This is a genomic window from Streptomyces cavernicola (genome assembly GCF_029968035.1).
GTDB lineage: Bacteria > Actinomycetota > Actinomycetes > Streptomycetales > Streptomycetaceae > Streptomyces > Streptomyces cavernicola.
Map to the genome: position 1 here is coordinate 14,205 of NZ_JASCIQ010000022.1, position 25,481 is coordinate 39,685.

Annotated in this window: 20 protein-coding genes; 9 read left to right on the top strand and 11 right to left on the bottom strand. The window is 72.6% G+C overall.

What is annotated here, in order from left to right; all coding sequences use genetic code 11:
• Positions 1-194 precede the first annotated feature (194 nt).
• Both QIS96_RS21075 and QIS96_RS21080 read left to right on the top strand, forming a co-directional pair.
• A complete protein-coding gene (locus QIS96_RS21075) occupies positions 195-1,928 on the top strand; it encodes an ABC transporter ATP-binding protein (protein WP_282544222.1) in 1,734 nt (577 codons plus the stop codon).
• The gene (locus tag QIS96_RS21080) at positions 1,928-3,856 is read left to right on the top strand and encodes an ABC transporter ATP-binding protein (protein ID WP_282544223.1); all 1,929 of its coding nucleotides are present in this window, start codon (positions 1,928-1,930) and stop codon (positions 3,854-3,856) included. Before QIS96_RS21075 ends, QIS96_RS21080 begins: the two co-directional genes overlap by 1 nt.
• Before the next feature lie 62 nt (positions 3,857-3,918).
• Here QIS96_RS21080 and QIS96_RS21085 read toward each other — a convergent pair whose 3' ends face one another.
• The 5 genes from QIS96_RS21085 to QIS96_RS21105 form a co-directional block, all read right to left on the bottom strand.
• Positions 3,919-5,253 (bottom strand): RNA polymerase sigma factor, encoded by a 1,335-nt coding sequence (locus QIS96_RS21085; RefSeq protein WP_282544224.1) that lies wholly within the window; start codon positions 5,251-5,253, stop codon positions 3,919-3,921.
• 145 nt (positions 5,254-5,398) lie between these two features.
• The gene (gene dnaG / locus QIS96_RS21090) at positions 5,399-7,309 is read right to left on the bottom strand and encodes a DNA primase (RefSeq protein WP_282544225.1); all 1,911 of its coding nucleotides are present in this window, start codon (positions 7,307-7,309) and stop codon (positions 5,399-5,401) included.
• A gap of 62 nt (positions 7,310-7,371) precedes the next feature.
• Positions 7,372-8,631: an NAD(P)/FAD-dependent oxidoreductase gene (locus QIS96_RS21095; protein ID WP_282544226.1), complete on the bottom strand. Its 1,260-nt coding sequence runs from the start codon at positions 8,629-8,631 to the stop codon at positions 7,372-7,374.
• A gap of 160 nt (positions 8,632-8,791) precedes the next feature.
• Positions 8,792-10,072, bottom strand: coding sequence for a deoxyguanosinetriphosphate triphosphohydrolase (locus tag QIS96_RS21100; RefSeq protein WP_282544227.1), 1,281 nt, complete (start codon positions 10,070-10,072; stop codon positions 8,792-8,794).
• 797 nt (positions 10,073-10,869) lie between these two features.
• Complete coding sequence (locus QIS96_RS21105; protein ID WP_282544228.1) at positions 10,870-11,760, bottom strand: sirohydrochlorin chelatase; 891 nt, start codon at positions 11,758-11,760, stop codon at positions 10,870-10,872.
• A gap of 317 nt (positions 11,761-12,077) precedes the next feature.
• Here QIS96_RS21105 and QIS96_RS21110 point away from each other — a divergent pair, with 317 nt between their 5' ends.
• Both QIS96_RS21110 and QIS96_RS21115 read left to right on the top strand, forming a co-directional pair.
• Entirely contained in the window at positions 12,078-12,737 is a 660-nt protein-coding gene (locus tag QIS96_RS21110; protein WP_282544330.1) for a SanA/YdcF family protein, read from the top strand.
• A 156-nt stretch (positions 12,738-12,893) separates the two neighbouring features.
• Positions 12,894-15,155 carry a molybdopterin oxidoreductase family protein gene (locus tag QIS96_RS21115; protein WP_282544229.1) on the top strand — a complete coding sequence of 754 codons (2,262 nt, stop codon included), beginning with the start codon at positions 12,894-12,896 and terminating at the stop codon, positions 15,153-15,155.
• Here the strand turns inward: QIS96_RS21115 and QIS96_RS21120 are convergent.
• The 3 genes from QIS96_RS21120 to QIS96_RS21130 form a co-directional block, all read right to left on the bottom strand.
• Positions 15,152-15,628 (bottom strand): gamma-glutamylcyclotransferase family protein, encoded by a 477-nt coding sequence (locus tag QIS96_RS21120; protein WP_282544230.1) that lies wholly within the window; start codon positions 15,626-15,628, stop codon positions 15,152-15,154. The two genes, QIS96_RS21115 and QIS96_RS21120, sit on opposite strands and share 4 nt — an antisense overlap.
• Complete coding sequence (gene cutA, locus QIS96_RS21125) at positions 15,625-15,969, bottom strand: divalent-cation tolerance protein CutA (RefSeq protein ID WP_282544231.1); 345 nt, start codon at positions 15,967-15,969, stop codon at positions 15,625-15,627. Before cutA ends, QIS96_RS21120 begins: the two co-directional genes overlap by 4 nt.
• A 123-nt stretch (positions 15,970-16,092) precedes the next feature.
• The gene (locus QIS96_RS21130; RefSeq protein WP_282544232.1) at positions 16,093-16,761 is read right to left on the bottom strand and encodes an NADPH-dependent FMN reductase; all 669 of its coding nucleotides are present in this window, start codon (positions 16,759-16,761) and stop codon (positions 16,093-16,095) included.
• A 287-nt stretch (positions 16,762-17,048) separates the two neighbouring features.
• Here QIS96_RS21130 and QIS96_RS21135 point away from each other — a divergent pair, with 287 nt between their 5' ends.
• On the top strand, positions 17,049-17,693 hold the full coding sequence (locus tag QIS96_RS21135; RefSeq protein ID WP_282544233.1) for a hypothetical protein: 645 nt from the start codon (positions 17,049-17,051) through the stop codon (positions 17,691-17,693).
• A 110-nt stretch (positions 17,694-17,803) separates the two neighbouring features.
• On the top strand, positions 17,804-18,550 hold the full coding sequence (locus QIS96_RS21140) for a class F sortase (RefSeq protein WP_282544234.1): 747 nt from the start codon (positions 17,804-17,806) through the stop codon (positions 18,548-18,550).
• Positions 18,551-18,566: 16 nt separating this feature from the next.
• Here the strand turns inward: QIS96_RS21140 and QIS96_RS21145 are convergent, their stop codons facing one another.
• From QIS96_RS21145 to QIS96_RS21155, 3 genes are read right to left on the bottom strand one after another with little or no spacing between them, the layout of a single operon-like run.
• Positions 18,567-19,346 (bottom strand): sulfite exporter TauE/SafE family protein, encoded by a 780-nt coding sequence (locus QIS96_RS21145; protein WP_282544235.1) that lies wholly within the window; start codon positions 19,344-19,346, stop codon positions 18,567-18,569.
• 52 nt (positions 19,347-19,398) lie between these two features.
• A complete protein-coding gene (locus QIS96_RS21150; RefSeq protein WP_282544236.1) occupies positions 19,399-19,593 on the bottom strand; it encodes a hypothetical protein in 195 nt (64 codons plus the stop codon).
• 21 nt (positions 19,594-19,614) lie between these two features.
• Positions 19,615-20,976 carry a ferredoxin reductase family protein gene (locus QIS96_RS21155; RefSeq protein WP_282544237.1) on the bottom strand — a complete coding sequence of 454 codons (1,362 nt, stop codon included), beginning with the start codon at positions 20,974-20,976 and terminating at the stop codon, positions 19,615-19,617.
• A gap of 236 nt (positions 20,977-21,212) precedes the next feature.
• Here QIS96_RS21155 and QIS96_RS21160 point away from each other — a divergent pair, with 236 nt between their 5' ends.
• The 3 genes from QIS96_RS21160 to nirD are packed head-to-tail and all read left to right on the top strand — an operon-like array spanning position 21,213 to position 25,431.
• Positions 21,213-22,490 (top strand): NAD(P)/FAD-dependent oxidoreductase, encoded by a 1,278-nt coding sequence (locus QIS96_RS21160; RefSeq protein WP_282544238.1) that lies wholly within the window; start codon positions 21,213-21,215, stop codon positions 22,488-22,490.
• The gene (nirB, locus tag QIS96_RS21165) at positions 22,490-25,075 is read left to right on the top strand and encodes a nitrite reductase large subunit NirB (RefSeq protein ID WP_282544239.1); all 2,586 of its coding nucleotides are present in this window, start codon (positions 22,490-22,492) and stop codon (positions 25,073-25,075) included. Before QIS96_RS21160 ends, nirB begins: the two co-directional genes overlap by 1 nt.
• Complete coding sequence (gene nirD / locus QIS96_RS21170) at positions 25,072-25,431, top strand: nitrite reductase small subunit NirD (RefSeq protein ID WP_282544240.1); 360 nt, start codon at positions 25,072-25,074, stop codon at positions 25,429-25,431. Before nirB ends, nirD begins: the two co-directional genes overlap by 4 nt.
• Positions 25,432-25,481 lie beyond the last annotated feature (50 nt).

Below are 25,481 nucleotides of genomic sequence, written 5' to 3' on the forward strand. Positions count from 1 at the left end.
GGCAACCGACGACAACGCCGCAGATGCGCGTGCCACACCCCGCGACCCCGGCAAGATCCAAACGACAGGCCCTAGCGGCCCACTGGGGCGGGGCTCGGCCGTTTCGTAAATCGGTTGAGCCCCGGCCGGTGGAGTGCCGGAGGATGGGGGCGACCCTCTGAAACGCTCTCTCCGGCTACTGCGATGGGTATCGCGTGCTCATACGACTCCTACGGAGCCATCTCGCTCCGTACAAGAACTCCATAGGCATTCTGGTGCTGCTGCAGTTTCTGCAGACCTGCGCCACTCTCTACCTGCCCACCCTCAACGCCGACATCATCGACCGCGGTGTCGTGCGCGGGGACACGGGCTACATCCTCACCTTCGGCGCCCTGATGATCGGGGTCACGGTGGTGCAGGTGGTCTGCAACATCGGCGCCGTGTACTACGGCGCGCGTACGGCGGCCGCGCTCGGGCGGGACGTGCGTGGCGCGATCTTCGACCGGGTGCAGTCGTTCTCGGCGCGTGAGGTCGGGCAGTTCGGGGCGCCGTCCCTGATCACGCGGACGACCAACGACGTCCAGCAGGTGCAGATGCTGGTCCTGATGGCGTTCACGCTGATGGTGTCCGCGCCGATCATGTGCGTCGGCGGCATCGTGATGGCGCTCAGCCTCGACGTTCCGCTGTCCTCGGTGCTCATCGCCGTCGTGCCGGTGCTCGGCATCGCGGTCAGCCTGATCGTGAAGAAGCTGCGGCCGCTGTTCCGCACCATGCAGGAGCGGCTCGACACCGTGAACCGCGTTCTACGCGAGCAGATCACCGGAAACCGTGTGATCAGGGCGTTCGTGCGGGACGCGTACGAGAAGGAGCGGTTCAAGGGGGCCAACACCGAGCTGACCGAGGTGTCGCTCGGCACGGGCCGGCTGCTCGCGCTGATGTTCCCGATCGTGATGACCGTGGTGAACGTGTCGTCGATCGCGGTGGTCTGGTTCGGTGCGCAGCGGATCGACAGCGGCGGCATGGAGATCGGTGCGCTGACCGCGTTCCTCGCCTATCTGATGCAGATCGTCATGTCCGTGATGATGGCCACCTTCATGTTCATGATGGTGCCTCGTGCCGAGGTGTGCGCCGAGCGCATCGAGGAGGTCCTCGACACCGCGTCGAGCGTGGTGCCCCCGGCCGATCCCGTACGGGAGTTGAAGCGGCACGGGCACCTGGAGGTGCGGGGAGCCGGCTTCGCCTACCCGGGTGCCGAGGAGCCGGTGCTCAAGGCCATCGACCTGGTGGCGCAGCCCGGCGAGACCACGGCCGTCATCGGGTCGACGGGCAGCGGGAAGTCGACCCTGCTCGGGCTCGTGCCGCGGCTCTTCGACGCCACCGAGGGCGAGGTCCTCGTGGACGGCGTGGACGTACGGCAGCTCGATCCGGCGCTGCTCGCGCGGACCGTGGGGCTCGTACCGCAGAAGCCGTATCTGTTCTCCGGGACCGTCGCGACGAATCTGCGGTACGGGAATCCGGACGCCACCGACGAGGAGTTGTGGCACGCGCTCGAAGTGGCGCAGGCCAAGGGCTTCGTGGAGAAGCTGGAGAACGGGCTCGACTCCCCCGTCGCGCAGGGCGGGACGAACGTCTCCGGTGGGCAGCGGCAGCGGCTCGCGATCGCGCGGACGCTCGTACAGCGGCCGGAGATCTACCTCTTCGACGACTCGTTCTCGGCGCTCGACTACGCGACCGACGCCGCGCTGCGCACCGCGCTCGGCCGGGAGACCGCCGAGGCGACCGTGGTGATCGTCGCCCAGCGGGTGTCGACCATCCGCGAGGCCGACCGGATCGTGGTTCTCGACGAGGGCCGGGTCGTCGGCGCCGGACGCCATCACGAGCTGATGGCCGACAACGAGACCTACCGGGAGATCGTGCTCTCCCAGCTCACGGAAGCGGAGGCAGCCTGATGGCCGGGCCTGGCGGGCGGATGATGGCCGGGGGCGGCCCCGATCAGCGTTCCCTGGATTTCAAGGGCTCGGGCAAGCGCCTGCTCGCCCAGTTCAAACCGCGGCGCGTGACGATGTACGGGATGCTCGTCGCGGTCCTCTTCAGCGTCGCGCTGTCCGTGGTCGGGCCGAAGATCCTCGGCAAGGCCACCGACCTGATCTTCGCGGGGATCGTCGGGCGGGACATGCCCGAGGGCGCCACCAAGGAGCAGGTGCTCGACTCGATGCGCGAGCGCGGTGACAACGGTGTCGCCGACATGCTCTCGGGCACGGACTTCACCCCGGGCGAGGGCATCGACTTCGCGGCCGTCGGCGAGGTGCTGCTGCTCGCGCTCGGCGTGTTCCTCGTCGCGGGGCTGCTCATGGCGGTGGCGACGCGCCTGGTGAACCGGGCGGTCAACCTGACCGTGTTCCGGATGCGCGAGGACATGCAGGCGAAGCTGTCGCGGCTGCCCCTGTCGTACTTCGACAAGCGGCAGCGCGGCGAGGTGCTCAGCCGCGCCACCAACGACATCGACAACATCGGCCAGACGCTCCAGCAGACCATGGGGCAGCTGGCGAACTCAGCTCTCACGATCGTCGGCGTGCTCGTGATGATGTTCTGGATCTCGCCGCTGCTCGCGCTCGTCGCGCTGATCACGGTGCCGCTGTCGTTCTTCGTCGCGACGAGGGTCGGCAAGCGTTCGCAGCCGCAGTTCGTGCAGCAGTGGCGGTCCACGGGCAAGGTCAACGCGCACGTCGAGGAGATGTACACCGGGCACGCCCTGGTGAAGGTCTTCGGCCGGCAGGACGAGTCGGCGAAGCTGTTCGCGGAACACAACGACGCGTTGTACGAGGCGAGTTTCAAGGCGCAGTTCAACAGCGGGATCATGCAGCCGCTGATGTTCTTCATCTCCAACCTGAACTATGTACTCGTCGCCGTGGTCGGCGGCCTTCGGGTCGCCTCGGGCACGCTGTCGATCGGCGACGTGCAGGCGTTCATCCAGTACTCGCGGCAGTTCTCGATGCCGCTGACCCAGGTCGCGTCGATGGCGAACCTGGTGCAGTCCGGCGTCGCGTCCGCCGAGCGGATCTTCGAACTCCTCGACGCGGACGAGCAGGAGACCGACCCGGTCCCCGGCGAGCGTCCTTCGCGCTCGCGCGGCGAGGTCGCGTTGGAGAACGTGTCCTTCCGGTACGAGGAGGACAAGCCGCTGATCGAGGACCTGTCCCTGACGGTCGAGCCGGGCCACACGGTCGCCATCGTCGGCCCGACAGGCGCGGGCAAGACCACCCTGGTCAACCTGCTCATGCGGTTCTACGAGGTCACGGGCGGGCGGATCACGCTCGACGGGGTCGACGCGGCGAGGATGTCGCGGGACGAGCTGCGGTCCGGGATCGGCATGGTGCTGCAGGACACGTGGCTGTTCGGCGGGACGATCGCGGAGAACATCGCGTACGGCGCCCCGAAGGAGGTGTCGCGGGCCGAGATCGAGGAGGCGGCGCGGGCCGCGCACGCCGACCGGTTCATCCGCACGCTGCCCGAGGGGTACGACACGGTCCTCGACGACGAGGGCTCCGGCGTCAGCGCCGGCGAGAAGCAGCTGATCACGATCGCGCGGGCGTTCCTCTCCGACCCGGTGATCCTCGTCCTCGACGAGGCGACCAGCTCGGTGGACACCCGTACGGAGGTGCTCATCCAGAAGGCGATGGCGCGGCTCGCGCACGGGCGTACGTCGTTCGTGATCGCGCATCGGCTCTCGACGATCCGCGATGCGGACACGATTCTCGTGATGGAGGACGGGTCGATCGTCGAACAGGGCGCGCACGAGGCGCTGTTGGCGGCGGACGGGGCTTATGCGCGGCTGTACAAGGCGCAGTTCGCGGAGGCGGTGGCTGAGGTGGATTAGGGGGTGCGGGGCGGGGGCGGGGGCGGGCTTTTTCCCTACCCGCCCCTTCCCGTAACTGGGGCTCAGTCCAAGTACCCCCGCAGCTGGTCCGCGAAGGCGTGCTCGCGTAGGCGGTTGAGGGTCTTGGACTCGATCTGGCGGATGCGTTCGCGGGTCACGCCGAAGATGCGGCCGATCTCCTCCAGCGTGCGCGGCCGCCCGTCCACAAGGCCGTACCGCAGCTGCACCACCTTGCGCTCCCGCTCGCCGAGCGTGGACAGGACCGCCTCCAGGTGCTGGCGGAGCAGCAGGAACGCCGCGGACTCCACGGGGCTCGCGGCGTCGCCGTCCTCGATGAGGTCGCCCAGGGCCACGTCGTCCTCCTCGCCCACGGGGGCGTGCAGGGAGACGGGCTCCTGGGCGAGGCGCAGGACTTCGCCGACGCGCTCGGGCGGCAGTTCGAGGTGGGCGGCGACCTCTTCGGGGGTGGGTTCGTAGCCCCGCTCCTGCAGCATGCGGCGCTGGACGCGGACCACGCGGTTGATCAGCTCGACGACGTGCACGGGTACGCGGATCGTCCGGGCCTGGTCGGCGAGGGCCCGGGACATGGCCTGGCGGATCCACCAGGTCGCGTACGTCGAGAACTTGTAGCCGCGCGCGTAGTCGAACTTCTCGACCGCCCTGATCAGGCCGAGGTTCCCCTCCTGGACGAGGTCGAGCATGGTCAGGCCGCGGCCCACGTAGCGCTTGGCGACGGAGACGACCAGGCGCAGGTTGGCCTCGATCAGGCGGCGCTTGGCCATCCGGCCCATGACGACCAACTTGTCCAGGTCCAGGGCGAGTCGGCTGTCCAGGTCGGTGCTGTTGGTGAGCTTCTCCTCGGCGAAGAGCCCGGCCTCGACGCGCCGCGCGAGCTCGACCTCCTCGGCGGCGGTGAGCAGCGGTATGCGGCCGATCTCGCGCAGGTACTGGCGGAACAGGTCGGCCGAGGGACCGCTGGTCTCCGGGCGTACGGGGCGGGGCTCGGGCGGTTCGGGCCGTTCGGGCGGTTCGGGCGGTTCGGACCGTTCCGTGGGATCGGCGAGGTCGGAGGGGTCCGGGGGCGCGGCGTCCGCCTCCGGGTGGTGGGCGACCCGGCTCTGCGGCGGCACGGTCGGGGCCGCTTCCCCTGCCGTGGCCTCGGCAGCCTCGGCCGGGACGTCGGCGGCGCCGGGGGTCGGTTGCGTCAACGTCTGGGTCTGGGTCTGCACGGGGGCGACCTCCAGGGTGATCGCCGCCGCGTCGGGGGTGCGCGGCAGCGGTACGTCCAGGCCAGTGCCGGCGGCCGCGCCGCCGTCCGTCCCGTAATCGATGAACGGATCCGCGGGCTCGTCGGGCCCACGCCCGGTGGGCCGGCCGCGCTCCGAAACCTCAGGCACCGCCCCCAGTGTGGGGTACGACACATCTCCGCGAGGAGAGTCGTGCGGCCACTTTTTGAGTCCGGTCCGTGACCGGACGGTTACTCAGGAGTCAACTTCAGCTGTGCGCACGGGCGTTGGTCCGGGCCGCCGTCACGGCGTGCCGTCACAGCGCGTCGGCGCCGCCCTCGCGCAGGGCTCTGCCGTACTGCTGCAGGACCCACAACTCGTTCTGGGCCGCAGTGAGTTGCTCCGGGTCGGCGTGCGGGCCGAGGCGGGCGAAGCTGCCCTGCAGGTCACGGACGCGGCGGTCGACGGCGCGCAGGCGGACCTGGACCAGCTGCTCGCCGCCGTACACCTCGTCGACCGTGCGCCGCATGATCGCTTCCACGGCCAGCTCGGTGACCATGGCGCGCACCATGTCGTCGGGCGCCGCGTCCCGCACGCGCGCGAGGTAGCCCGAGGGGTCCTGGACGCCCTGCTCGGCGCCGCCCGCGTACGCGATGGTCTCGCGCACCGCGGCGTAGGGCGGGGCGGTGAACTCGTCCGCGCCGTACGCGTCGAAGTGCGGGGAGACCAACTGCGGGTGCTGCAGGGCGAGTTTGAGCAGCTCGCGCTCGGTGCGGTGGGCGGGGCTGCGGAGGTTGAGCGCGGGGCCGCCGGAGCCGGGCTGCGGTGCGCTCTGCGCGTACGCCTGCGCGGGGTGCTGTTGCGGGGGCTGCTGTGCGGGGCCGCGGCCGCCGCGGTCCCGGGCCCAACGGGCCAGCTGGGCCACGCGCTTGACCACGAACTGGGTGTCGAGGATGCCGAGCATGCCGGCGAGCTCGACGGCCACTTCGTGCTGCGCGCCGCTGTTCTTGATGCGGGCCACGATGGGCGCGGCCTCGTCCAGGGCGGCGGCGCGGCCCGCGGGGGTCTCCAGGTCGTACCGGTTCACGATCTGACGGAGGGCGAACTCGAAGAGAGGGGTGCGGGGTTCGACGAGGTCGGCGACCGCCTCGTCGCCCTTGGCGAGGCGGAGCTCGCAGGGGTCCATGCCGTCGGGGGCGATCGCGATGTACGTCTCCGCGGCGAACTTCTGGTCGTCCTCGAAGGCGCGGAGGGCGGCCTTCTGGCCTGCGGCGTCGCCGTCGAAGGTGAAGATCACTCGGGCCGAGCCGTTGTCCATCAGCAGCCTGCGGAGGATCTTGATGTGGTCGCCGCCGAAGGCCGTGCCACAGGTCGCGATGGCGGTGGTGACGCCGGCGAGGTGGCAGGCCATCACGTCCGTGTACCCCTCGACGACGACCGCGCGGGAGGACTTGGCGATGTCCTTCTTGGCGAGGTCGACGCCGTAGAGGACCTGGCCCTTCTTGTAGATCGGGGTCTCGGGGGTGTTGAGGTACTTCGGGCCGTTGTCGTCGTCGCGGAGCTTGCGGGCGCCGAAGCCGACGACCTCGCCGGAGATGTCCCGGATCGGCCACATCAGGCGGCCGCGGAAGCGGTCGATGGGGCCGCGGCGGCCTTCCTGGGAGAGGCCGGAGAGGGTGAGCTCCTTGTCGGTGAAGCCCTTGCCGCGCAGATAGCGGGTGAGGTGGTCCCAGCCCGCCGGGCTGTAGCCGACGCCGAAGTGCGCCGCCGCGGCCTGGTCGAAGCCGCGCTCGGCGAGGAACCTGCGGCCGATCTCGGCTTCGGCGCCGCCCAGCTGTTCCACGTAGTACTGCGCGGCGATCTTGTGCGCCTCGACCAGGCGGATGCGCTCGCCGCGCTGGTGGGAGGGGTTGTACCCGCCCTCTTCGTACCGCAGCGTGATGCCCGCCTGGGCGGCGAGGCGCTCGACCGTCTCCGAGAAGGAGAGGTGGTCGATCTTCATCACGAAGGCGATCGTGTCGCCGCCTTCCTGGCAGCCGAAGCAGTGGAAGAGACCCTTGCTCGGGCTGACCTGGAAGGACGGTGACTTCTCGTCGTGGAAGGGGCAGAGGCCCTTGAGGTTGCCGCCGCCGGCGTTGCGCAGCTGGAGGTACTCGGACACGACGGCGTCGATCGGGACCGCGTCCCGTACCGCCTTCACGTCCTCGTCATTGATCCGTCCTGCCACGCGTGAATTCTACGGGGCCGGACTGACACTCCCGTCCGACCCCGTCTCTCGTCGCGCGACCGTCAGAGAAGAGAGTCCAGCGGAACGGTCGGGTCCGCGAGACGCTCCGGGTCGGGGCGGACGCCGGCCCTGATCATGGTCTGGATGGTCTCCGTCACGTCCCAGACGTTCACGTTCATGCCCGCGAGGATCCGCCCCTCGGACAGCCAGAAGGCGATGAACTCCCGCTTCGTGGCGTCCCCGCGGATCAGCACCTGGTCGTACGACCCGGGCGGCGCCCAGCCGGAGTACTCCAGGCCCACGTCGTACTGGTCGGAGAAGAAGTACGGCACCCGGTCGTACGTGACGGGCCTGCCGAGCATCGCGCGTGCGGCGGCCGGGCCGCCGTTGAGGGCGTTGGCCCAGTGCTCGACGCGCAGCCGGGTCTCGAAGAGCGGGTGCTCGGCGGCGGCCGCGTCGCCCGCCGCGAAGATGTCCGGGTCGGAGGTGCGCAGGCTCGCGTCGACCGCGATGCCGCCGCCGTGCGCCCGGTCGGCGAGCTCCAGGCCCGCGGACTCGGCGAGGGCGGTGCGCGGGGCGGCGCCGATGGCGGCGAGGACGTCGTGCGCCGGGTGCTCGTCGCCGTCGTCGGTGCGGGCGGCGAGGACCATGCCGTCCTGGCCGGTGATCTCGGTGAGCCGGGCGCCGAAGTGGAAGCGGACCCCGTGCTCCTGGTGCATGTCGGCGAAGAGCCGCCCGATCTCCGGGCCGAGCACGGAGTGCAGCGGCGTCCCCTCGGGCTCCACGACGGTGACCTCCGCGCCGTACTCCCGCGCGGCGGCGGCGACCTCCAGGCCGATCCAGCCGGCGCCCGCGATCACCAGGTGGCCGTTGTCCCGGCCGAGCGCGGCGAGGACGCCCTTGAGGCGCTCGGCGTGCGCGATGCGGCGCAGGTGGTGCACGCCCGCGAGGTCGGTGCCGGGGATGTCGAGGCGGCGCGGCTCGGAGCCGGTGGCGAGGAGCAGCTTGTCGTAGCGCACGACGCTGCCGTCGCCGAGGCGGACCGCCTTCTCGGCGCTGTCGACCGCGACTGCGGGCAGCCCGAGGTGCAGTTCGACGTCGTGCTGCGCATACCACGCGGGCTCGTGCACGAAGACGCTGTCGCGTTCCTCCTTGCCGAGCAGGAAGCCCTTGGACAGCGGGGGGCGTTCGTACGGGTGCTCACGTTCGTCACTGATGAGAATGACCCGGCCGGTGAAGCCCTCCGCCCGAAGGGTTTCGGCCGCCTTGGCCCCGGCAAGTCCGCCTCCGACGATGACGAACGTCTGATCCGCGTCGACCACTTGATGCCTCCTCACAACCTTGCCGCCACTTGCGGGCGTCCCGCACGCAGCGTGGCCGCCATCTCGAGCGTCCCGCACGGAGCGTAGTGGGGGAAGGGGCCGTCCCCTCAGTGTCACCCCTGTGTGGCTCGATCACATCAGGTGGGCGGATCGGACCGGTTCAGGTTCGGCCACCGGTGAGGCGCGCGTGCAGGGTCCGCGCGGAGGCGTCGGTGAGCGCCGCGATCTGGTCGATGACGACCCGCTTCCGCGCGGTGTCGTCCTGCGCCGCGTCGAACAGGGCCCGGAACTGCGGATCGAGCCCTTCGGGCGCACGCGCGGTGAGGGCTTCGGCGAGTTCCGCGATGACGATGCGCTGGTCGGCACGGAGCCGCTCCTGCTCGTCGCGCTGCATCACGTACCGGTCGGCGACCGCTTTGAGGACGGCGCATTCATGGCGGGTTTCGTTCGGTACGACAAGCTCCGCCGCGTACCTCGTCAAGGGGCCGCTGCCGTGCCTCGCGCGCGTGGCGCCTTCCGCGGCGAGGCAGAAGCGGCCGATCAGCTGGCTGGTGGCGTCCTTCAGACGGGCCTGGGCGACCGCCGTCCCGTCGTACCCGTGCGGCCACCACTCCTGGTCGAGGAGGCGGTCGAGGGCGGCGGCCAGCTCGGCCGGATCGGTGCCCTCCGGTACGTACCGGCCGAGGGCGACGGCGTAGATCTCCTGCCGTTCGGGCTCGGCGTGCAGACAGTTGGGGTCGATGTGACCGGCGTGCAGGCCGTCCTCGACGTCGTGCACCGAGTACGCGACGTCGTCCGACCAGTCCATGACCTGCGCCTCGAAGCAGGTGCGGTGGGGCGGAGCGCCCTTGCGGATCCACTCGAAGACGGGGCGGTCGTCGTCGTAGACGCCGAATTTCGCGGAGGCCGGGTCGGTGGGGTGGGCGCCGCGCGGCCAGGGGTACTTGGTGGCGGCGTCCAGCGCCGCGCGTGTGAGGTTCAGGCCGACGCTGACGGGGCGGCCGGTGTTCGCGTCGTCCACGAAGCGCTTGGGTTCGAGGCGGGTGAGCAGGCGCAGGGAGTGGGCGTTCCCCTCGAATCCGCCGCAGTCCGCCGCGCATTCGTTGAGGGCCTGCTCGCCGTTGTGCCCGAAGGGCGGGTGCCCCAGGTCGTGCGAGAGGCAGGCCGTCTCGACCAGGTCCGGGTCGCAGCCGAGCGCGGCGCCCAGTTCGCGGCCCACCTGGGCGCACTCCAGGGAGTGCGTGAGGCGGGTACGGGGGCTGGCGTCCCAGGCGTGCCCCCTGGTGCCGGGGGTGACGACCTGCGTCTTGCCGGCGAGTCTGCGCAGCGCGGAGGAGTGCAGCACGCGCGCGCGATCGCGCTGGAAGGCGGTCCGACCGGGCCGCTTGTCGGGCTCGGGCGCCCAGCGTTCGGTGTCTGGGTCGTCATACGTGCGGGGCATGCACTGACGGTAGCTGTAGGTGCCTGTTTTGCTCCCCTCCCCGCCCCTTCCCGAATTCCTGGCGGACGGCCACGGGGTCGGCACCCCCGACCCCAGCTGCCCGGGGCTACCACCCCTGGCCCCACTCGGGGCTACGCCCCCCCCCTTGCCCGGGGCTCCGCCCCTGGACCCCGCTCGGGGGCTGCGCGCCCCGGCTCCCCACCTGCCCGGGGCTGCCCCCCCCCTGGACCCACTCGGGCTGCGCCCCCGCCCCGCCCCTCGTGCCCGGGGCTGCCGCCTCCGGACTCCGCTCGGGGGCTGCGCCCCCGGCTCCCTGCCCGGGGCTGCCGCCCCGGCCCCGCTCGGGGCTGCCGCCCCTGGCCCCCGCTTCGGGGCTCCGCCCCGGACCCCGTTTCGGGGGCCAGCCCCCGGACCCCGGCTCCTCAAACGCCGGGAGGGCTGGATTGTGCGGGCTGGGGCTGAGATGAGTGCCCCGACAGGGGCGCGAGGAACTGCGCGACCAGCCACAACGGCGCGGCACCCGAACGACAGCCGGGACACGGGGCAGAGCCCCGAGAACGCGGGGTTCAGGGGCGCGGCTCCCAGGACCCCGCTCCTCAAACGCCGCAGGGGCTGGTTCTTCAGGGGCGCGAGGAACTGCGCGACCAGCCACGACAGCAGCGGCAGCCGAACGACGGCCGGGGTATGGGGCGGAGCCCCGAGAGGGCGGGGGTTCGGGGGCGCGGCCCCCGTGGCCGTCCGCGAGGACTTTCGGGAAGGGGCGGGGCGGGGAAAAGCCCACGGTGCCCGAATTCCCCTCAGGCAGAGGTGAGTTGGAGCCCACCCGAGGGGGACGTCGCGAACGCGGGCAGCGTCTGCTCGTACCGGTGAAGCAGCAGCTTCGCCATCGCCGGGTGCGTACCCAAGGGCGCGGAGGCGACGCCGGGCGCCACCGCCGCGCACTGCGCGGCGAACCGCCCCGGCGCGGTGAAGTACGAGGCGACAGCGACCCGGTCCCGCCCCCGGGCGGCGAGCGCACGCAACGCGACGGGCACGGTCGGCGCGGCGGCCGAGGCATAGGCGGGGACGACGGGGACGCCGAGCCGTTCGGCAAGCGCGGCCGCGACGCCGCGGGTGTCGGCGCGGCCCTCGGGATCGCGGGACCCCGCGGAGGCGAGCACGACAGCCGTGTCCCGCCGCCGCGCCCCGGCCGGGAAGCCCGCCTCGACGAGCCGGTCGTACAGCGCGTCGACGAGCAGCGGGTGCGGACCGAGCGGCGCGGCGACGCGGGCGTCGAGGTGCGGGGCCGCGGCGGCCGCAGCGGGCAGGTCGTGCTTGACGTGGTACCCGCGGCCGAGCAGCAGCGGTACGAGGACGGCTCGGCCGGGGGCGAGGCGGGCCAGGGTGTCCGGGAGCAGCGGCTCGTTCAGCTCGATGTGGCCGAGGTGGACGGGCAGTTCGGGCCGCCGTGCGCGCACCGAGTCGAGCAGGGAGCGCACGGTGTCGAGCGTGCGCGGGTCACGGCTTCCGTGCGCCACGACGACGAGGACGGGCGGGCGGCCGCCGCCGAGGCCGGGGCGGCGGATGTGGCTGAGGCGGTGGCCGGCGTCGCTCGTGATGCGGTCGATGAGCTGGGCCGTGCTGGCCAGGGGGTCCAGGGCGTCCGTCGGGGTCCCGGGGTGTTCGCCGGGCGTGTGGGTCGGCGTCATGCGTCAAGGCTGGCGTGCCCACGTTGCGCGGTGATTGCGTGGCGGTGACGGTCGATGTCTCCCGGCTCACGGGGGCCGTGCGGCGATTGTCAGTGGCTCGTCGCACACTTGTCGGCAGTGGTCGATCGGCGGGCTGAGCACCGCCGGGCCACGGGGGAATCGGGGAATCGGGGAATCGGGGAACCGGGGAACCGGGAGCGGGTGCCGGGGCATCAAGGGATCGGGGGATCGGGGGAAACATGCGGGGCGACGGGGCGAACGGCGCGGGCGGGCCGCAGCAGCCGGGTTGGGCGGGGTTGCTGCGTCGGCGGAAGTGGATGCGGTGGCCGCGCGGCCGGCGCGAGTGGCGGCGCGTGGTGCAGGCGGTGATGCTCGGCTGCGTCCTCGCGCTGCTTCCGGCGACGTGGATGCACGCCGTGGCGGCGGACCGGGTGCGCGCTCCCGGCGAGGTGCGCGCGCAGGTCGCGGTGGTGTTCGGGGCGGGCCTGTGGGGCGGCGAGCCCTCGCCGTACCTGGCGCATCGCCTCGACGCGGCGGCGGAGCTGTACCGCGCGGGAAGCGTCGAGGTGGTCCTGGTCACCGGGGACAACAGCCGGGAGGAGTACGACGAGCCGGACGCGATGCGCAGATACCTGACGGCGCGCGGCGTCCCGGACCGGCGCATCGTCAGTGACTACGCGGGCTTCGACACCTGGGACTCGTGCGTGCGCGCCAGAGAGATCTTCGGCGTGGACCGCGCGGTGCTGATCAGCCAGGGCTTCCACATACGCAGAGCGGTGGCGCTCTGCCAGGACGCGGGCGTGGAGTCGTACGGCGTGGGCGTCGCCGAGCCGCACGACGCGACCTGGTACTACGGCGGCGTCAGAGAGCTGCTCGCCTCCGGCAAGGCCGCGGCCGACGCGTTCTTCGAACCGGATCCGCACTTCCTGGGCCCGCGCGAGCCCGGGATCACGCGGGCGCTGGCCTCGGACCGCTGAGGGCGGACAGCCGGACGCGGCAGCCGGGCCAGCCACGGACGCGGTGGCGCCGGCCGGCTCCTCACCGTCGGCCGAGGGGAGCGCTGAGGTGCCCGTACCTGGCATGTAACGCGGCGGCACAGTGCTCCGTAACAAGCCGGACCCACGCTGGAGCGCATGCACAAGACCACGGCATCGCCCACCCCCACGCACTGCCCGTACTGCGCGCTGCAATGCGGGATGGGCCTTGCACCGGATCCCGGGCGGGACGGGGGTTTGGCCGTGGTCGAGCGGGCGTTCCCGGTGAACCGGGGCGCGCTGTGCGGCAAGGGCCGTACGGCGACCGAGGTGCTGTCCTCCCGGGTGCGTCTGACCGAGCCGCTGATCCGGACCCACGCCACCGGCAAGCTCGAACCGGCCACCTGGGAGGAGGCGCTCGACCGGATCGCGGAGGGCCTCTCGCGTACGCGCGCGGAGCACGGGCCGGATGCGGTCGGGGTGTTCGGCGGGGGCGGGCTGACCAACGAGAAGGCGTACGGATTGGGAAAGTTCGCGCGGGTCGTGCTCGGCACGTCGCAGATCGACTACAACGGCCGGTTCTGCATGTCGTCGGCGGCGGCCGCGCACCAGCGGGCGTTCGGGCTCGACCGGGGGCTGCCGTTCCCGCTGGAGGACATTCCGCGTACGGGCTGCGTGATCCTGGTCGGTTCGAACCTCGCCGAGACCATGCCGCCCGCGCTGCGGTACCTGACGGAACTGCGGGAGAACGGCGGCAGGTTGATCGTGGTCGACCCGCGCCGCACGCGCACGGCGGAGCAGGCCGACCTGCACCTGGCGCCGCGTCCCGGCACGGACCTGGCGCTCGCGCTCGGCCTGCTGCACCTTGTGGTGGCGGAGGGGCGTACGGACGAGGCGTTCATCGGGGAGCGGACGAGCGGGTGGGAGGAGGCGCGGGCCGGGGCGATGGCGCACTGGCCGGAGCTGGTGGAGCGGATCACCGGGGTGTCGGTGCCCGAACTGCGGGAGGCGGTAAGGCTGTTCTGCGCGCCGGAGCACGCGATGGTGCTCACCGCGCGCGGTCCGGAGCAGCAGTCCAAGGGCACGGACACGGTGGGCGCGTGGATCAACCTGGTGCTGGCGACGGGCCGGGCGGGCAGGCCGCTCTCCGGGTACGGCTGCCTCACGGGACAGGGAAACGGGCAGGGGGGACGCGAACACGGGCAGAAGGCCGACCAGTTGCCGGGCTACCGCAAGCTGACCGACCCGGCGGCGCGGGCGCATGTGGCGGGGGTGTGGGGCGTCGACCCGGAGTCGCTGCCGGGGCCGGGGCGCAGCGCGTACGAACTGCTCGACGCGCTCGGCGGGGACGTGAAGTCGCTGCTGCTCATGGGCTCGAACCCGGTGGTGTCGGCGCCGCGTGCGGCGCACATCGAGGGGCGGCTGCGCTCGCTGGACTTCCTGGCCGTGGCGGACGTGGTGCTCTCGGAGACGGCCGAGTTGGCGGACGTGGTGCTGCCGGTGACGCAGTGGGCGGAGGAGACCGGTACGACGACGAACCTGGAGGGGCGGGTGCTGCTGCGGCGGCGGGCGATCACGCCGCCGGCCGGGGTGCGCACCGACCTGTTCGTGCTGCACGAGCTCGCGGCGCGGCTCGGCGTGGAGAAGGGCTTCCCCACGGACCCGGAGGAGGTCTTCGAGGAGCTCCGCCGGGCCTCGGCGGGCGGCCCCGCCGACTACTCGGGGATCACGTACCGGCGGCTCGCGGAGGAGGACGGGGTGTTCTGGCCGTGCCCTGCGGAGGCGGCGAGCGGGGACGGGGGCGGAGACGGGGAGGACTCAGCCCTGGACGCCGCGCCGGACGACCCGGCGGCCGAACTGGCGGGCGAACCGTCGGCCGAGCGTCTGGGCAACTCGGCGGCCGAACTGGCGGGCGGGCGAGTGGAGTTCGCCTCGACCTCAGCTCATCCGGGCACGCCGCGGCTGTTCCTGGACCGGTTCGCCACGGAGGACGGGCGGGCCAGGTTCGTGCCGGTGACGCACCGGGCGGCAGCGGAGGAGCCGGACGCCGAGTACCCGGTGCTGCTGACCACGGGCCGGGTGGTGGCGCAGTACCAGTCGGGTACGCAGACCCGGCGCGTGGCGGAGCTGAACGCCGCCGCGCCGGGACCGTTCGTGGAGCTGCACCCGCAGCTCGCCGAGCGGATCGGGGTGGCGGACGGCGAGGAGGTGACGGTGGTGTCGCGGCGCGGCACGGCGGTCGCACCGGCCAAGGTGACCCGGTCGATCCGGCCGGACACGGTGTTCATGCCGTTCCACTGGGCGGGCGAGGGCCGGGCCAACACGCTCACGCACCCGGCGCTCGACCCGGTGTCGCGGATGCCGGAGTTCAAGGTGTGCGCGGTCCGCCTGGAGCGGACGGCCCCGGCGGAAGCGGCCTAACGCCCCTCCCCGGGCCACCCCTCCCCGGCCCGCCGGTCATCTGCCCGCCAGTCCCCGCCCGGGATCAGCCGGGCGGCGCGGGCCTGGAGGCGGGCGCGTACGGCGGGGGCTGCGACATAGACCCAGGCACGGCGGGTGGTGCCGTCCGGGAGGTGTACGTCGCGGGCGATGCGCTCGTAGTCGTTGTGCGGGTCGCCGGGGCGGTAGTCCTCCAGGCGGTCGAGGTCGGCGAGGACGGCGGCGTACGACTCGGGGCGGGCGGTGAGGAGTTCGCCGTGGACCGGGCCCGCGCCCGGCTGCTCGACCAGGTACGGGTAGCCGGGCCCCTCGTGCAGGGCGGCGTCCGGGAGGAGGGCGGGGGTCTCCGCCTCGACCCGGCCGCGCAGATGCCGGTCGTGGTTGTACTCGCCGGGGCGCAGCGTGCCGTAGACGAAGAACGGCAGCGGGCCGGAGGGCGTGGACGGGTCGGTCACTTGGCGGTCTCCGCGCGGACCCAGCGCAGGTAGTCGGCGCTGCCGCGCACCACGGGGGTGGCGATGATCTCCGGGGTGTCGTAGTCGTGCGCCTCGGTGATCCACCGCTCCAGGGCGGGGTAGCCGTCGGCGGTGGTCTTGAACAGCACCTGCCACTCCTGGTCGGTGGTGACGGCGCCCTCCCAGCGGTAGACGGACGTGACGGGCCCGGACACCTGGGCGCAGGCGGCGTGCCGGGCCGCGATCGCGCCTTCGGCGAGGGACTGCGCCTTGTCGGCGGAGTCGGTCGTGGTCAGCACCGTGAGCACGGTGTCGACGGGGATGTCGGGGTGTTGGGCCATGGGCGGGCCTCCGTTGCGGTCGTACGCGTCCACGTAACAGTGTCCCGGAGACCCGCCCGTGCGCGCCGGTGCGGCCCACCGTCGACGGCGATGGGCGATGGGCGATGGGCGACGGCGAGAACCTCAACTCCCGTACGGTCGCACCGCCTTGGCGTCCCGGAGGGCCCGTGCCCACCAGGTCAGCTGGTCGAGCAGGACCTTGGCGGCGGCGTCGGGGCCCGCCGGGTCCAGGTGGTTGCCCTCGTCGTCGAAGTGGGCCTGCGCGCTGTGGAAGGAGACGGTGTCCCGGACGGTGACGGTGTGCAACTCGGCGAAGACCTGGCGCAGTTGCTCGACCGCGCGCAGGCCGCCGGAGATCCCGCCGTACGAGACGAAGGCGACCGGCTTGGCCTGCCATTCGGCGCGGTGCCGGTCGATCAGGTTCTTGAGGCCGGCCGGGAAGGAGTGGTTGTACTCGGGTGTGACGACGATGAAGGCGTCGGCGGCGTCGATCTGCGCGGCGACCCGCGCGAGCCGGTCCCGCACGTCGGGTTCGGGGTGCGGCGAGAAGGCGGTGGGCAGCTCGGCCTCGGCGACGTCGACGACGTCGACGACCAGGTCCTCGCGGGTGCGCACGCGGGAGAGCAGCCAGTCGCCGATGACGGGGCCGAAGCGGCCGTGCCGGTCGGAGCCGAGGATCACGGCCACCCGCAGCGGGGCAGTGGCATCAGCGGCGGCACCAGCAGTAGCGGTAGCAGTAGCAGTAGCAGTAGCAGTAGCAGCGGAAGTCGCAGAGTTCGTTGCGGAAGTCATGAGGAACACTCTGATAGCTCAACCTTTGTTGAGGTCAAGCGGTCCCTCCGCATCACCCGTTCACAGCCCTGCGCCCGGACTTCGAGCACTCCGCCACCGCACTCCACCGCACCCCCATGACCTGCTGGAACGTCGCGGCCGGCAAGGCGGGCCAGGGCTCGGGGCGGGCCGTCGGCCCGGTCATCGGCAGGCGTGCCGGGACGAGTGCGACGAGCCTCGTACCAAGGGCGCGACCGACTCAGCGGCACATGGGGGTGCTGCGGGCCGCGCTCTCTCGGAGGACTGAGATGCGCACCGCCACCCGCCGCCCGCTGACCGCAGCCGCGCTCGTCGTCGCCGCCTCCGCGTGCCTCACCGCGGGTCCCGCACACGCACTCACCCCAGAGACCCCAAAGGCCCCAGGGACCCCAGGGACCCCAGGGACCCCAGGGACCCCAGGGGCAGCGGGCATCCCAGGGGCAGGCCCGGCGGCACAGGCCGTCACGGAAGGCGATCGGCCCGACACCAGCCTCGACCTGTATCCCTCCACCGTCACGCCCGGCGCGAAGGTCACGGTGCACACCCTCGCCTGCGGCGTCCGGTCCCACGCCAGCGGTGACGCCAGCGCGGTCGGGGCGGGCATGTTCAAGCTCGCGGTCGGTACGCACGACGAGGTCGTCGTCGGCCGGTTCTCGGTGCCGTCGTCCGCGTCGCCCGGCACGTACGCGATCCGGGCGCGATGCGCCGACGGCAAGGAGATCTCGGGCGACCTGATGGTGAGCCTGACCGAGCCGTCGGGGCCGGTGAACCCGAAGGGACATGTGAAGACGGGGGTCGGCGGCGCGCTCGGGCCCGACCCTGTGCAGACCGCGGCGGGCGTGGCGGCCCTGGCCGTCGCCGCCGCGGGCGGTACCTGGCTCCTGCATCGCCGGGCGAGTGGCGACGGGATCTGACCGGACAACCTCCGCTGTCCACCGGTACCGCCGCCCCCGCCCCCTTCGAGTCCGACTCCGCACGCGGCTCGGAGGGGGACGCGGGGCACGTACGACCCGAGGGGCTCACCATGCCGCACGCCCGCACCACCGACGAGAACCACCCCCGCCGACCCCACCAGCCCGACCAGCCCGACCACCCCCGGCGCCCCCACGGGACCCATGGGACCCACAAGACCCACCGAACCCACCGTTCGCTGCGCGCCGCGATAGCCGCGGTCTCCGTCCTGGCCCTCTGCTCAGGCGTGTGGCTCCTTGAGAACGGCGCCACGCACACCCCGCCGCAGCCGTCCGCCGCCGAGTCCGCCGACGCCCCCGCGGGCCCGGCGCCGCGCGCCACCGACGCGGCCCCCGCACTGCCCCCGGCGCCGCCCACCCGCATACGCATCCCGTCCCTCAGCGTCGACGCCCCGCTGATGGGCCTGCGCCTGACGCGCGAGGGCAGCCTCGACGTACCGCCCGCGGAGAAGAACAATCTGGCCGGCTGGTACGAGGCGGGCACCACGCCCGGCGAGCGCGGCACCTCCGTCGTGGCCGGGCATGTCGACAACGCCGAGGGCCCCGCCGTGTTCTACGCGCTCGGCGCGCTGCGCAAGGGCCAGACCGTCGAGGTGGACCGGGACGACGGCCGTACGGCGGTGTTCACGGTCGACGCGGTGGAGGTCTACGACAGCCGGCACTTCCCCGACGACAAGGTGTACGGGGCCGCACCGCGCCCCGAGCTGCGGGTGATCACCTGCGGCGGCGGCTACTCGAAGAAGTCGGGCTACCTCGGCAACGTCGTGGTCTTCGCCCACCTGACGGGCACCCGGGCGTAGGCCGCCCTGGGAGAACTCAGCCCAGCCACTGGTCGTACGCCAGCTTCCCCACCAGCGTGACCACGACGACCACAAGTACGCCGCGCACGAACCCGCTGCCCTTCTTCAGCGCCATGCGCGCGCCGACCGTGCCGCCGACGAGGTTGAACACGGCCATTCCGGCGGCCAGTTGCCACATCACGGTGCCCTGGTAGCTGAACATCGCGAGGGCGCCCAGGTTGGTGCAGACGTTGACGATCTTCGCGGTGGCGGAGGCGTGCACGAGGTCCATGTGCAGGACCGCGGTGAGCGCGATCACCAGGAACGTGCCGGTGCCGGGCCCGAACAGGCCGTCGTAGAAGCCGATGCCGAGGCCCGCGAGGCCGATCGCGGCGAGCACCCGCTGCCTGGTCGGCGGGCCCGCGACCGCGCCGCTGCCGAAGGCCGGGCGCAGCATCACGAAGGCGAGCACGCCGAGCAGCACCACCATGATCATGGGCCGCAGCACGTCGGCGCTGATCCCGGCGGCGAAGAACGCCCCGCCCATCGACCCGGCGAGCGCCGCGAGGCCGATCTTCACGGCGGTGCCGACCTCGACCGGGGCTTTCCTGGCGTACGTGACGGCCGCGGCGGAGGTGCCGACGATCGCGACGGCCTTGTTGGTGCCGTACACGTAGCTGGGGTGCACCTGCGGTACGCCGATGAGGAGCGCGGGGAGCAGCAGCAGTCCGCCGCCGCCCACCACCGCGTCGATCCAGCCCGCAGCGGCCGCGGCGAGGCAGAGGACCACGACCGTGGTCAGGGATATGTCGGGCATGATCGCGACAGTAGCCGGAGGGCCTCCGGGAGCCCTGGCCCGGGGTGAGGGGTCAGGGGGCCGCCTGGGGTTCCGACCGGGAACTCGTCGCCGGGAGGCGGTCCGGCGCGGGCGGGGCCGAAGGGTCGACGGTGGCCGTGAGCAGCGTCGCGGCGAGCGCGCTCGCGGCGGCGAGGCCGACGGCGAGGTTCCGGCGGGCCTGGCGGGTGACTGCCCGTACGGGCACGGGCTTGCGGTGACGGGCCATGGGCGTACGCCCCTCCAAAGCTCAGTACGTGAAGTTCTCGGCGTGTATACGTTCCGCGGGCACCCCCGCCCGTACGAGCGCCGTCGTCGCGGCGCGGGCCATCCCGGGCGGGCCGCACAAGTACACGTCGTGCGCGGCGAGTTCGGGCACGAGGTTGCGCAGGGCCTGCGGGGCGAGGGGGTCGAAGGAGGCGTCGGAGGGGCCGAGCAGGAAGTGCAGGCAGGCCCCGCGGGCGGCGGCGATGGACTCCAACTCGGCGCGCAGGGCGAGCTGTTCGGCGCTGGACGCGCGATAGAGGAGCGTCAGGTCGCCGGGCGCGCAGGGCAGGGTCTCGAAGAGGGCCCGCATGGGCGTGATGCCGACGCCGCCCGCGAGCAGCAGCACCTTGCGCCGGCTGCGGCGGTGCGCGGTCAGGGCGCCGAACGGGCCGGTGGCGAGGACGCGCGTGCCGGGGCGAAGGCGGCGCACCCGGCGGGTGTGCGCGCCGACGGCCTTGACGGTGATCCGTACCCGGTCGTCGCGGACCGGCGCGGACAGCGAGAAGGGCAGGGCCGTGTGCCAGAGCCTGCGCTGCAGGAACCGCCAGCGGAGGAACTGCCCGGGTTCCGCGCGGAGTTCGTCGAGGCCTATGCCCTGCATGACGACGGAGACCACGTCGGGCCCCTCCACCGTCACCTCCCGTACGCGCAGGCTGTGCCGCAGGGCCTGGCGTACGGGGACGACGAGCCGGTACCAGACGAGCAGCACGGCGACCGTGGCGTGCAGCAGGGACCAGAGCCAGCCGGCGAGGACGCTGCCCGCGAGGTCGGGCCCGGCGAGCTGGTGCGCGAAGGCGAGCCCCGCGCCGACGTACGTGAGCAGGTGCAGGGCACGCCACGTCTCGTGCGGGACGCGGCGGCGCAGCGCGCGGGCCGAGCTGACGCCGACGGCGCCGAGCAGGGCGGTGCCGAGCGCGGCGGCCGCGAGGGCGGGGTAGCCGAGCAGGTCGGCGGCGGCGCTGAGGAGGTCGTCGCCGGTGTGGGCCGCGTACCCGCAGAGGGCGAGCAGGGTGTGGGCGGCGCAGAGGGTCAGCACCCAGCGGCCGCCGAGCGCGTGCCGGCGGGCGAGGCGGTCGGCGCCGACGCCGTGCTCCACCGCGGGGACGCGGGCCATCAGGAAGAGCATGACCAGCACTCCGTAGGCGGCGAGGAGGCCGGTGAGGTGGGCTCCGGTGGCGAAGAGGGCGTCGAGCCTCGCGGAGTAGTGGGCCTGCGCCGCCCAGAGCGCGGTGACCAGTGCCGCGCCGGCGGTCAGGGTCGTCCGCAGCACCCGGGGGTCGACCCGGATCGGCCGGACCGGTTCGGGCACGGCGGCAGCGGCGGCAGCGGGGGCGGAAGCTCTCACGCCCTCGAACCTAGGTCCTGGGAACGTACGAAAACACCAGGTCAGACCCCTGCCGCCGATCCTTAAGGTTCCCTTGAGAACCCCCTCAACGAGGATTAAGGCCCACCCCTCACAGCCACCCCCAGCCACCCGCAAGGGACCCTCACACTCCCTCCCCCGCCCGGTTGAGGGACGCGTTCCGTACGGGAAACAGAAGGGATGCGGACGGGTAACACCGGCCCCGCACGCTGCTCTGCATGGGTTCACAGATCGTGGTGATCGGCGCGGGCACGGCGGGCGTGCGGCTCGCGCAGCAGCTCGCCCAGGCCTCGGCCGCAGGCGGGACGCACCGTACGCCTCCCGTTGTCACCCTCCTCGGCGACGAGCAGCACGCCCCGTACAACCGTGTGCTGCTCGCCGAAGTGCTCGCCGGGCGGTACGGGCCGGAGGTGATCGCGCTGCCTTCGCCCGCGCCGGTGCGCCGGGGCCGGGTGGAGCGGATCGACCGGGAGGACCGGTTCGTGCACGTCGCGGGCGGCGGCCGGATCGCGTACGACAAGCTGGTCCTCGCGACCGGCTCGAACCCGGTCCTGCCCCCGCTGCGCGGGCTGTTCACCGAGGACCGGCCGGGCCTGCCCGACGGCGTGCACGCGTTCCGCACCATGGACGACTGCCTCGCCCTCTCGAAGGCCGTACGCGAGGGCAGCCGGGCCGTCGTCATCGGCGGCGGGCTGCTCGGCGTGTCCGCGGCCCGCGCGCTCGCCGAGCGCGGCGCGCAGGTGGTCCTGGCCCAGCAGGGCGAGCGGCTCATGGAACGCCAACTCGACGCCACAGCAAGCGACTTGGTGCGGCAGCACCTCACCGGGAACCTGGGCGTGGAGGTGCACACCGAGTGCCGGGTGCGCGCCCTCACCACCGAGGGCGGCGCCGTCACGGGCGTCACGCTCGCCGACGGCTACGCGCTCGACGCCGACCTCGTCGTCCTCGCCTGCGGCGTGCGCCCCCGCGTGGGCCTCGCGCAGCAGGCCGGGCTCGATGTGCGGCGCGGCGTCGTCGTCGACGACGAGCTGCGCACCAGCGACCCGCACATCCACGCCATCGGCGACTGCGCCGAGCACGACGGCCGGGTGTACGGGCTCGCCGCCCCGGCCATCGAACAGGCCGACGCGCTGGCCGAGTTGATCCTCAAGGACGACGGGAACGTCTACACCGGCACCCGCGCCCTCACCCGCCTCACCCTGAACGTCACCGGGCCGGCCACAAACAGCAACGGCACCGGCACCGGCCCCCTGGACCTCGCCACGTTCGGCGAGTCCGACCCGCTGCCCGGCGACGACGTGGTCCGCCTCGCCGACGCCACCCGCGGCACCTACCGCCAGGTCGTCGTCCGCGACGACCGTCTGGTCGGCGGCGTACTTCTCGGCGAGCTCGGCACCGTCGGCGCGCTCGCCCGCGCCTGGGAGGCGGCCGAGCCGCTGCCCCAGGCCCCCCTGCTCCATCTGCTCACCCCCGACGGACCTGACGGAGGCTCCTGATGTCCACAACCCCCCGCACGATCGTGCTCGTCGGCCACGGCATGGTCGGCCAGCGGTTCCTGGAGGCCCTGGCCGAGCACGGCGTCGCCGGCCGCGACCGGGTGGTCGTCCTGTGCGAGGAGCCCCGCCCCGCCTACGACCGGGTGCAGCTGACCTCGTACTTCGCCGGCCGCACGCCCGCCGAACTGTCCCTGTCGGACGAGGAGTTCCTCGCGAAGTACGGCATCGAGCTGCACCTCGGCGACCCGGCGGAGACGATCGACCGTGAGCGCGGCGTCGTCACGGCCCGCTCGGGTCTGACCGTCGCGTACGACACCCTCGTCCTGGCCACCGGCTCGTACCCGTTCGTGCCGCCGGTGCCGGGCAAGGACGCGGCGGGCTGCTTCGTCTACCGCACGATCGAGGACCTGCTCGCGATCGAGGAGTACGCGAAGAACGCCACGACCGGAGCCGTCGTCGGCGGCGGTCTGCTCGGCCTGGAGGCGGCGGGCGCGCTCAAGGGCCTCGGACTCTCCACCCACATCGTCGAGTTCGCGCCGCGCCTCATGCCGGTGCAGGTCGACGAGGGCGGCGGCGCGGCCCTGCACCGCACGATCACCGACATGGGCCTGACCGTGCACACCGGCACGGGCACGCAGGAGATCGTCACCGGCGAGGACGGCTCCGTGACCGCCATGCGCCTGTCGGACGGCTCCGAACTGGCCACGGACATGGTCGTGTTCAGCGCCGGAGTCCGCCCCCGCGACCAGCTCGCCCGCGACTGCGGCCTCACCGTCGGCGAGCGCGGCGGCATCGCGGTCGACGAGCAGTGCCGCACCAGCGACCCGCGGATCTTCGCCATCGGCGAGTGCGCGCTCGCCTCCGACGGCCGGGTCTACGGCCTGGTCGCGCCCGGCTACGAGATGGCGCAGGTCGCCGCGGCCGCCATCGCGGAAGAAGAGAACAGCGGCTTCACGGGCGCCGACATGTCCACCAAGCTGAAGCTCCTCGGCGTCGACGTGGCGTCGTTCGGCGACGCGCACGGCACCACCGAGGGCTGCCTCGACGTGGTGTACGCGGACTCCCGCTCCGGCACGTACAAGAAGCTGGTCATCGGCGCGGGCGGCGAACTCCTCGGCGGCGTCCTCGTCGGCGACGCGGAGGCGTACGGCACGCTCCGCCCGCTCACCGGCAGCGTGCCGCCCATCTCGCCGGAGCAGCTGGTCCTCCCGGCCGGCGCGGGCGCGCCCGTCTCCCTCGGCCCGGCGGCGCTCCCCGACGAGGCCGTCATCTGCTCCTGCCACAACGTCACCAAGGGCGCCATCCGCGGCGCGGTCACCGAGCACTCCTGCACGAGCGTGCCGGAGGTCAAGAAGTGCACCAAGGCCGGTACGGGCTGCGGCAGTTGCGTGAAGGTCCTCGGCCAGCTCGTCACGGCGGAGCTGGAGGCGGGCGGCGTCGAGGTCGACAAGGGCCTGTGCGGCTGCTTCGCCCAGACCCGCCAGGAGCTGTACGAGATCGTCCTCGCCCTGCGCCTCACCTCGTACCAGGAACTCCTGGACGCGCACGGCCGCGAGGAGGCGCGCGGCGGCGACGGCTGCGAGATCTGCAAGCCGACCGTCGGCTCGATCATCGCGTCCCTCGCCCCCACCCTCGGCGCGGACGGCTACGTCCTCGACGGCGAGCAGGCGGCCCTCCAGGACACCAACGACCACTTCCTCGCCAACCTGCAGAAGAACGGCTCGTACTCGATCGTGCCGCGCATCCCCGGCGGCGAGATCACCCCGGAGAAACTCATCGTGATCGGCGAGGTCGCCCGCGACTTCGGCCTCTACACGAAGATCACCGGCGGCCAGCGCATCGACATGTTCGGCGCGCGGGTCGAACAACTCCCGCTCATCTGGGCCAAGTTGGTGCACGCGGGCTTCGAGTCCGGCCACGCGTACGGAAAATCCCTCCGTACGGTCAAGTCCTGTGTCGGCTCGACCTGGTGCCGCTACGGCGTGCAGGACAGCGTCCGCATGGCCATCGACCTGGAGCTGCGCTACCGCGGCCTGCGCTCCCCGCACAAGCTGAAGTCGGCCGTCTCCGGCTGCGCCCGCGAGTGCGCGGAGGCCCAGTCCAAGGACTTCGGCGTGATCGCCACGTCCAACGGCTGGAACCTGTACGTCGGCGGCAACGGCGGCGCGACCCCGCGCCACGCGGACCTGCTCGCCCAGGACCTGGACGACGACCAGCTCATCCGCCTGATCGACCGCTTCCTGATGTTCTACATCCGCACGGCCGACCGCCTGGAGCGCACGTCGACCTGGCTGGAGCGGATCGAGGGCGGCCTCGACCACGTACGGGACGTGGTCGTCGAAGACTCCCTGGGCATCTGCGCCGACCTGGAGCAGCTGATGTCCGCGCACGTCGCCGGCTACCGCGACGAGTGGGCGTCCACGCTCGACGACCCGGAGCGCCTGGCCCGCTTCGTGTCGTTCGTCAACGCACCCGAAGTCCCGGACCCGACGGTGCAGTTCGTACCGGAACGCGACCAGATCAAGCCGGACCTCCCCCTCCTCAACCTGACCGCCCGCCCCCTGGAAGGAACCGCGACCCGATGACGATCCTCGCTGTTGAGACGACCACTGCATACGTCCAGCTGTACGTGGACGGCGACTGGCTGCCGGTCTGCGACGACCCGGCCCGGATCACCCCCGGTCGCGGCGTGGCCGTCCTGCTCCCCGACGGCAGCCAGGCGGCGGTCTTCCAGGACCGCACGGGCCGCTGGTACGCGATCGACAACCGGGACCCGTTCACCGGCGCGGCGGTCCTCTCCCGCGGCCTGATGGGTTCGTCCGACGGCTCGGCGTTCGTGGCGTCCCCGCTCCTGAAGCAGCGCTTCGACCTGACGACGGGGCGGTGCCTGGACGACGAGGGCGTCTCGGTACGGGCTTACGCGGTGCGCGTCGCTACATGAGCCTTGCTTTATGAGAATTTCACGGTGAGCGCGCCACCGCTCACCCTCCG